This is a genomic window from Clostridium frigidicarnis (assembly GCF_900111985.1).
Taxonomy (GTDB): Bacteria; Bacillota; Clostridia; order Clostridiales; family Clostridiaceae; genus Clostridium_Z; species Clostridium_Z frigidicarnis.
The window spans coordinates 21004-32410 of record NZ_FOKI01000036.1; the positions used below are offsets into that span (position 1 = coordinate 21004).

Consider the following 11407-nt stretch of genomic DNA (forward strand, 5'->3'; position numbering starts at 1 on the left):
TCTATATCTTTATATTTTTACGAAAAACTATTAATTTATTTAAATGAATCAAAACTTCTCTACATTCAGGCTTCAATCTATAAAACACAAATTGATATTTTATAGACTTTCTTAGCTTTTTCTACTATATGTTTAATTTCTTCACATGGAAATCTGTACTATTCATTTCTAAAGAATTTAAATTTCAAATTATCTAATATTTACCAATATATGCTTTCTACTAAAAGAATAGCCTAGGGATTTTTTACCCTATAGAAAATTATAAAATCTGTAGATAAATTTATTTTTTAAAAGTATGGTTAACAAATAATAGGTTTTACTCTTTATATATATTGAAGATAGATGATTGCAGAATTTTGCAATGGACTAATTAAAGGAGGAAAAAAATATTATGATAGAAATTAGAGATTCTATAGGGGTAGCCCCTGAAAGATTAGACTTTGGAAAAGACACAGAAAAAGTTTCTGGTGATAATCAAGTAAATTTAGACCATTATAAAAGTGTATTAGATGGTGGGCAAAAAAAAGAAATAGAAGAAGATACATCTGAAAGTACAATGGAAAATAATTTTAACACGTATATAGATCACTTTTCATTAGCTTATGCAGGTTTAATGGATAATGATGTAGGATCTTTATATAAAGACAGCATTTCAAATTATTGTAATAGTATTCCTAGAGACAAGGGTATTTGGATAATAGATAAGGATAGAAAGTATATATTAGAAAAAATAAATAAAGCAACAGATAAGACCTATTTTATAGATGATAATGGATATTTAAAGGAAGATATAAAAACACCTATAAATAGTGAAAAATCTAAAATATATTCAAGTATATTAGATACTTTAATTAAAAATTATAAAGTTATAATAGGTAAAGATTTTGGATTTACAACTTACAATGATAAAGAGGATAAATATATAAAATCAGAGTTTAAGGATGTGAATTCAAAGATTTTTGTTAATAAAGATAATAGCAAGATACTATTAATTTTAAATAATAATTATTTTACTAATAGCACTAGTATTATAAAGGAAAAAGAGAAAGAGAGTGACCTATTTAATTCTCTTGAAAAGTTAAGTGATAGCTTAAACGATGATATAGAACCCATTGAAAATAAACAAGAAATTATTTTAGCTGAAGAAAAAGTTAAATTAGAATTTAAAAAGAACATAGAGGAAAGTAAAGTTAGAACTAAAAGGGAGACTACATATTCTTTAGATACGTCAAGTGATGAAGTTATGTGCACAACGTCACAAGATAAAAACCAAGTGTTATTTAAAACAATTTTAAAGTCTTCTGAAGTTACTAAAACTGAAGATGTAAAAGATGGATGGGTAACAATTGATGGAGAAAAATATTATTATAAAGATGGTAAACCTTGTGTAGGATTAATACTCGTAGGAGACAAATATTACTACATGGATAGCGATGGAAAAATGCAAACTGGATGGCAAACAATAGATGGAAAAAGGTATTATTTTTATGAAGATGGATCTATGGCAAGAAACACTACAATAGACGGATGGAATATAGATGATTATGGAGTTGCTACTAATGTTCCTAGAATCAATGTAGAGCTACCTGAAGATGAAAATAAAATAACAACTAATTTTAATATTTATGGATGGGCATTAAATCCATCTGGTATAAAGGAAGTAAATGTTTATATAGATGATAAGTTTTTAGGAAAGGCAGATACAGGCATTGAAAGATTAGATGTAGATAATGCATTTCCAGGATATATAGGAGGAAATAAAAGCGGATTTAATTATGATGTAGATATAAATACAATACCTCAAGGAAAACGCAAAATATTAGTTAAAGCTATAGGAAATGATGGTACAAGTATAGATTATATTAAGTTTATTAATGTAGAAAAGTTACCATTAAAGATTCAAGTGGATATTCCTAGTGAGGAAGAAGAAATAACAAAGGAATTTTCTATTTATGGATGGGCATTAAATCCATCAGGAATGAATAAAATAGATGTTTATATAGATGATGAATTTTTAGGAAAAGCAGATATAAACATTGAAAGATCAGATATAGAGAGTGCATTTCCAGGATATATAGGAGGAGACAAAAGTGGATTTAACTACAATGTAGATATAAATAAAATACCACCAGGACAACATAAAATATTAGTTAGGGCCATAGGAAATGATGGAACAAGCATAGACTATATTAGGATTATTAATATAAAAAAGTTACCATTGAAAATTTGGGTTGAGTTTCCAAATGAAAATGAGGAAATAACTCAAACTAAAGAAACACAAAGTTTTCCTATTGAAGGGTGGGCATTAAATCCATCGGGAATAAAAGTAATTGATATTTATATAGATGGTAAGTTTATAGGTAAAGCCAATATGGGCATAGAAAGAGAAGACATAAATTATCTATTTCCAGGATATTTAGATGGGGATAAAAGTGGTTTTAACTATATAATAGATTTAAATAAAATATCAGCTGGATACCATAAGGTATTAGTTAGAGCTACAGGAAATGATGGTACATATATAGATGATATAAGAAATATTACTATAAATAAACTTCCATTAAAAATTTATATTGACAGCCCTGAGGATAAATTAGAGGTAACACAAAATAAGACAAATAGTAGTTTAGATATTAGCGGATGGGCGTTAAATCAATCAGGAATAAAAGCAGTTGATATATATTTAGATAGCAAGTTTTTAGGAACATCTAGTATAGGTAGAGAAACTGAAGATTTAGATAAAATGTATCCAGGATATTTAAACGGAGATAAGGCAGGATTTGATTATAGTCTTGATTTACTGCAAATATCTGAAGGAGAGCATGAAATTTTAACTAGGGCCATAGGAAATGATGGAACTACTTTAGATGATATAAGAACAATTAAGATAAATAAATTAAAGCCGCTAATTAATGTAGAATCTCCCATTAATGGAACTATCACAAGTGATGGAATATCAATAAATGGATGGGCACTTAATGCTTCAGGAATAAATAGAGTAGAAGTTTATTTAGATGGTGACTTAGTAGGAAATGCACATATAAATATGGAGAGAAAAGACGTAGATAGTGCTTTCCCTGGATATATAAATGGAGAAAATAGTGGATTTGCATATATGTTAAATACAGATTATGTACCACAAGGATATCACATTATATCTGTAAAAGCCTTTGGAAACGATGGAAGCATGATAAACCAAGAGAAGACATTCACAAGAGTTCAAAAAAACACTACTGTAGAACTAAAGGTTGAAACATACGGATTGTTTGGGGAGAACTTGCAATGGTCAGATTTCTGTCAGGATGGAGCATATGGTCCTATTGATAAGCCTATACAAGCAATTAAGATAATGTTAAACAATGGTTTAGAAGATATGGATATAAAATATCAGGTTTATATAAAGGAAAATAAGACTTGGGAAGATTGGAAATCAAACGGAGAGCAAGCTGGAGAAATAGGGAAAACTATTCAGGCTATACGAATAAAACTAGATGGTAGTACCTATGGATATTCAATAAAATATATTACATTTACAAATAAAGAAGCGTATAAAGAGGTTCAAGATGGTGAAATATCAGGTAGCTTTATTGAGGGGGCAGATGGTATAGTCGGAGTCTCACCTATATTATGTAAAACTTTTATGAGTATAGATAAAGACACCACATGGACAAAGGATGAGGGACCTAAAAAATTTGATTGTGTTGTAGAAGTTAAGGAAAATGTAACATTAACTATAGAGCCAGGTGTAGAAATATTATTTAATAATGAAGAAGGTTTAGAATGCGGTCTTATAGTTGCAGGAAAGGTAATTGCTAATGGGGATGATTTAAATAAAATTAAGATAATATCAGCAGCTAATAATACTAATTTTTTAGTTACCCTTAGCGGCACATTAGACGGAAATAATATAATTATACAGACAAATGAAGTAGAAGATGATTGTGTTTTAAGAAACTATGGTGCTTTAAACCTTAATAAAGTAGAGATGATAAATAAAGCTAACGGAAATAAAGGAACAGCTATATTTTCTAAATCTAACAATGAAGTAAATATTTTTGAAAGTAAATTTGAGAATTTTGATCGAGGAGTAAAAAAACTTGGATCAGGTAGGTTGGTTATTGCTAATAGTAAGTTTTTAAATAACCATTTTGCTATTGAAGTTTTGGTAGAAGAAAATAACAAAAATAAAGATGGGATTATAATAGATAATAACTTTATAGAAGGAAATGAATATGGCATAAACATAGCTGGTGGAGATCATTATGATGCAAACATAGCTCAGAAAGTAACCATCTGTGGGAACTATATAAATTTAAGTAAATCAGCAGGAATACATATAGTTTCTAAACTAATTTCAAATATTAATATATATAATAACCAGATAGTTAGATCAGGTTTAACTAAAACAACAGATAAATTAGTTGCTTTAGGGCCTATATGTATTACTAATACAGAAATAAAAGAAGATAAAGAAGACATTTTTAGCACTATAAATCCAATAGATTCTACCAGGGCAAATATAGTACAGGGAAACAATTATGATGGTATCATATTAAACAATGTAACTATATCCAGCAATATAACCATTGAGAAGGGACATAATGATTATATAGCTCAAAATGGGGTTTATGTGAAAAAAAGTTTTAAAATAGGTAAGGGAGTAATAATCAAAAGTAAAAACTCTAAGTATCCTTTATTTGAAGTTACTGGTCAATTATTACTTAATGGTACTAATGCAGAGCCAGTTGTAATAACAAGTATTAATGATGATAGATATCCTTTAGGTCATATAAACACTAATGATGAAGATGATAACAAAATATCATATATTAGTATATTTAAAGATGGAAGCTTAGTAGGAAATAATGTAATAATGAGGAATTGCGGTAAAAATGATGAAGATGCTAGTATTTTTAATAGTGGTAATTTAGTACTGAATAATTCAACTATAGAAAATTTAGAAGGTATTGGAACACAATCATACGATAATTTAAATATAAATAGTTCTACTATAAAAAGTACCTCTTATGGGGTAGAGAATGCAGTACAAGATGATGTAATTAAATCTAGTATAATAAGTTTTAACAGTGGTAATTTAGTACTGAATAATTCAACTATAGAAAATTTATCAGATCTTGGCTTTGGGGTAGAATCATACGGTAATTTAAATATAAATAGTTCCACTATAAAAAATACCTATTGTGGAGTACAGAGTAAAGGACAAGGTAATGTAATTAATTCTAGTATAATAAATTGTAAACACGGTGTTTGTAATTATGGAACATTGCTTGTAAATAGAAGTAAGATAGATGGCGGCAGTGTAGGAATAGAGGCTACAACAGATAACGAGACTACTATACTAGAGTCTCAGATATTAAACTGTGATAGAGGAATACTAGTTTTAAAAGGTAAAGCGAATATTATTAACAATAAATTTGAAAATTACAATGAATATGGAATTACACTTTGCTACCAAAATGATTATCAGATATTATATAATTCTTTTATAGCAAACACTAGTCCATATAATAGTGATAGATATGCTATTTTAAGTATACCAAGTGGAGTGATTAAGGTCCAATATAACTATTGGAACTCACAATATGGACCAAATAAAGATGGAGAAACATATAATCCTAAAAAAGGAGAATATGTTAAGGGTGAAATAGATTATTCAAATTATCTATCAGAGCCAACTACAGTAAATCTAGATATAGACTTAAACGAATATCAGAAACAGATTAATGATTATATTAACCAAGCAGAGTATTCTATTCAAAGACAATTTGGACAAGAAGGTATAAATGTAGCTACTGGAAACTATTCTAAAAAAGTTATGGATATATCAATTACGTCTCCAGGTATTCCTATAGAAATATACAGAACTTACAACTCTAGATCTAAAGATGCAGGAGAATATCTAGGAAAAGGTTGGAGATTTTCTTATGAAAGTAACATTAAAGATATAGATTCAAGCTTTAAAATACCTGGAAAAGTTGTAACGTTACCTGATGGAGGGGTTCAAAGTTTTAAGCTCAACGATGATAATACATTCACAGCTTTAGATTCAAGAAATAGGCTTGAAAAAATAAATAATCAATATGTATTAATATCAAAAACTAACGATAGATTTACTTTTGATAATGATGTATTAATTGAAATAAGAGATAAAAATAACAATGTATTAAAGATAAGCTATGATGAAAATAAGAAAATCAATAAGATTTATAATGAAAGTGGCATTCAATGTGAATTTAGTTATAGTAATGGAAAGTTAGCATCAATAACAGAAAGTGTTAATGGAATTAAAGAAAGAAGTATAACTTATAATTATTCAAATAATCTTCTTGAAAGTGTTAATGATGTTAATGGAAATATTGTTGAGATATACGAGTATGATTATGAAAGTAGATTAAAAAATATTAAAATAGATGGACAATCTATTGAGAGTGTTTCTTATTATGATGATGATGAAAATAAGAGTAAAATTGCAACCCATAGGGATGAATTAGGAAATGAGAACACATACACCTATGATAATAATAAGAGGATAGTTGTAATAACAGATTCTAACAAAAGGTTTAATGAAATGTATTATGACAATTCTATGAATGTTGTACTCAAAATAAACCCAGATGGAACATCAGAAACAGTAGAATATTTCTTAGATGAAAATGGTGTAAATAAGTTTGGAGAAACAAAATCAAGTAGAGATAAAAATGGTAACTCTGTTAAATATGAGTATGATAAAAATGGAAATACTTCAAAACAAATAAATCCAGATGGTGGAATCAAATATTATTTCTATGATGATAAAAATAATTTAATAAAAGAAATAGATGAAACAGACAAAAAAACTTTTTATATCTATGATGAAAATAAGATAAATATTGTGAAAATTATAAAGCCTATTAATGGAACTGATGAGTATGATGGAACAAATGATAATAACTTTTTAGTTTCAAAAATTGAATATTATTCATCTGAAGAACTTAAATCAATAGGGTGTGCAATTAATGGATTAATTAAAAGAAAAGTAAATCCTGAAGGTGGAATTCAGCAATTTTCACATGATAAATTTGGAAATGTTATTCAAACTATTGATGAAGAAGGCCATATTATAGATATGGAGTATAATAACCTTGGGCAAAAGATAAAAGAAAAAGTCGGGAACAAATTCGAAACACAATATAAGTATGATAATAAAGGAATTTTATTAGAAACTACGTATGATAATGGTTCAAAAAGTAAAACTATTTATGATATATATGGAAGAAAGATAAAAGAAATATCACCAAATTTATATGCGGATTTTAAAGATAGCAAGGGTAAAACTTATACTTATTATGAAAATGGTAAAGTTAAATCTATTACTAATGAAGAAGGATATACAACAGAGTTTACTTATGACGTATACGGAAATATGGAAACTGCAAAACAAGCTAACGGAGCTTATAATATTTTTAAGTATGATGATATGAATAGAGCAATTAAAAAATACTTTAAAGACAATATTAACTCTAATCCTATATTGCTTGAAGAGTATGAATATAATATTGATGAAGATTATAGTAAAGATTCAAAAATAAGAACAATAAAGAAAACATACAGTGAAGATAATAAATATAGTGTTATAGAACAGCTTCATGATTTTAGGGATAATATTATAGAACAGACTGATGAAGAGGGTGTAAAAACAAAAACATATTATAACCTAAATGGTACTAAGGCATATGAGATGGATGAAAACCAATCTATAACTTACTATGAATATGATGGACTAAATAGGCTTGTAAAAGTTTTAACACCAGTTAAAGGAGAAAGTAATGATACTGTTTATAGCTCCGTAACTTTCCAATATGATAGGAATGGCAATAAAGTAAAAGAAATATTAGGAAAAGATTTAGTTAAAAAAGATGAAAATTCTAGTGAAGTTATAACGAATGAACATTCCTATTATAAGAATGGAAAATTAAAGTCTAATTACGATGATGAGGGAAGAAAAACTGAATTTGAGTATGACGAAGCTAATAACTTAATAAAACAAATAGTAACTATAAACTCTAATAATGAAAAAAATATTATTGAGTATGAAAATAATTATTTAGGAAAACCAATAAAGCAAATTGAATATGTTAAGGCTGGAGATATTTATGGTAATGAAATAAATGACGACAATATAATAAACATTGAAACAGAATATGATTATGACCTTAATGGAAATATGATAAAGAAACTTATAGCTGGGTATAATGAAACTAATTATAAGTATGACAAGCTTAATAGGGAAATTGCAGTTGAAGAAAAGTCATTGTCTGAACCAGAAGAATGTAATGTAATAGAAACTACAAAAGTTTATGACTGGAAAGATGATATAATCATTGAGGTTGATGGAAATGGAAATTCCACTGCAGAACGTTATAATCCTAGAGGATTTTTAGAATCTCATACTGATGGAAATTGGGGCATAACAAGGTTCTATTATGATTTACAAGGAAGATTAGTAGAGAGAACAGCTGTTAACAACAATAACGATAGAATAAGATATATATATAATAATAAAGGTCTTATAATAGGAGAGCTAAATGTAACATATGAAAATGAAGAAGAGATAACAGCAATAGTTACAAAAGCTTATAAATATGATAAAAAAGGAAACAAAATAAAAGAATTAGATGCATTAGGTTTTGACAAAGGGGTAGGAACTTCCTTAGAAGAAAAAATAGATTCAGGTTATGGAATAGAGTACGAATATAACCTAAAGAATCAATTAATTAAAATGTTAGAACCTGAAGATAAAGCTAAAAATCTTAACTTTACTTATATGTATGACTATGATGGAATGGGAAGAAAGATAAGAGAAGAAGATTCCAAGGATCATATATTTGAATTTGAATATAATAACTCAGATAAGTTATTAAATAAAAAGTTCATCTTAGGCAATAAATCTATAGAACTTGAAAGATATGAATATGATCTGTTAGATAATATTATAACTAAATTTGATGGCAATGGTAATAAAACAATAATAGAGATGAACAGTCTTAATAAGCCAAGAAAAATAATATTCCCAGATGATAACAGCATTGATTTAAACATAATAACATATCAATATGATATTTACGGAAATGAAGTATTTAATCAAGACACATTAGGAAAAACTCATAAATGCAGTTTTGACTATAAAGGTAATTTATTAAAAGAAGTTGAATGTGATTCTAATGGGAAAAGTGAAATAATAAAAGAATTCAAATATGATAAAAATGGAAATAAGATATTTGAAAAAGACGGAAATGGGAACTTTAGTGAATATATCTATGATGCTTTAGATAAATTAAAAGTTATTAACTTCTATGATAATAGCATAGCAGAAAAACCTGTTATAAGAACAAAGACTTATGAGTATAACAGTGATGGAAAAATAGTAGAAGAAACTAACTACATGGGAAACACAACATCATATAAATATGATAACTTAGGAAGATTAATAGAAAAATATGATGGAGAAGGAATCTTAGTAGAAAAGCTAGAGTATTACCAAAACGGTTGTCAAAGTAAATCCATAGATGCATTAGGTAATGTAAAGCGTTTTGAATATGATAAAAATAACAGGTTAATTGCAACTATAGATGGGGAAGAAAATAAAATAATTCAAGGATATGATAGTTTAGGAAACGTTGAGTATAAAGCTGATGGAAATGGCAACAAAACTGTATATGGATATGATGAATTAAATAGATTAAAATCAGTATTAAATCCTAAGAAAGAACTAACTATCTATAATTATGACAATAATGGAAACCTAATAGAACAAATAGAAGGTAATGGAAATAAAACTACCTTTGTATACAACGTAGCAAACAAAAAAATAAAAACAATAGAGTCTTCTATAAACGAAGAAGGAATATCTAGTGATAGCTTAGAAAATCTTACCTATGATTCAAGTGGTAACATAAAAACCAAAAAAGATAGAAATGGCAAAGTTACAATATTTACTTATGATATTCATGGAAGAATAATATCAGAAGGTGTAGGAGATTTAAGTATTACCTTTGATTATGATAATAATGGCAATCAAATTTCCCTAAAAGATGCAACTGGTACAACAATAAGAGAGTTTGATGGATTAAATAGAGCAATATCTAAAGAGGTACCTGCTATAGGAAAGTCAACATATGTATACGAAAATATTGAAGGCCTAGAAAATGGACATTATGAAGAAATCACTATTGATCCTAAGGGAAATACAACAAAGAAAGTCTACAATAAGGCAGATAGATTAATAAGAGTAATTGCTGATAATAAGACTACAACTTATGAATATTGCTTAAATGGTAATAGAAAAACTATAATTTATCCAGATGGTTCAAGAGAAGAATATGAATACAATAAGGATAATAGGTTAAAAACATTAACAAATAAAAAAGCAGAAAATGAGATTTTAGAAATCTTTAACTACAAATATGACTCAGCAGGAAATATAACTTCAAAGACTGATAAAAAAGGAATAACAAGCTATAGTTATGATGAGTTAAACAGATTATTAACGGTAACAGAACCAGATAACAAAGAGACAAGTTATCTTTATGACAAATCTGGAAATAGAATAAGTAAAACTTTAGTTGAAAAAGGTGTTATGTATATAACAACCTATTCCTACAATGAAAAAAATAGATTAATAAGTACTGTAACTAAGGATAAAGACAGGGTACTAGGCTTTAAAAATTATGAGTATGACAATAATGGAAACATAATAAAAGAAATTTCAGCTAATGCAATAAGCGATACGGTATCTAATGATGTAAGTAATGATACTAGTAAATTCAACATAAACACTGTAGAATATGTTTATGATGATTTAAATCAACAAATTGAAGCTAAGGATGAAAATGGAGTATTAGTTAAAAATACTTACAATGGAGAAGGATTAAGAGTTTCAAAGGAAAGTAAAGAAGGAAAAACCCATTTCTTATATGAAGGTGACAAAGTTATCTTAGAAGTTCAGGACAAAACCCTTTTAGAAAAAGGAAGAAATGTTTATGGACTAAACTTATTAATGAGAAAAGTAGGGGATACTGAAGCATATTATATGTACAATGGACATGGTGATGTTACAAACTTATTAGATGGAACTGGAAAAATAATAGGAAGTTATTACTATGATGCCTTTGGAAAAGTAGAGGAATCTACAAGTGATATTAGCAATCCATATAAATATGCAGGATATCAGTATGATGAAGAGATAGGAAAATACTATTTAAAAAGCAGAATGTATGATCCAGAGACAGCAAGATTTATGCAAGAAGATACCTATAGAGGAGATAAAAATGATCCATTAAGTCTTAATCTATACACATACTGCGAAAATAATCCTTTGATTTATGATGATCAAAATGGACACTGGCCT

Annotated in this window: 1 protein-coding gene; it reads left to right on the forward strand. The window is 27.5% G+C overall.

Annotated elements, in window-relative coordinates:
• Positions 1-391 precede the first annotated feature (391 nt).
• A partial coding sequence (locus tag BM119_RS15855; RefSeq protein WP_090042707.1) for an RHS repeat-associated core domain-containing protein occupies positions 392-11407 on the forward strand: 11016 nt, incomplete at its 3' end.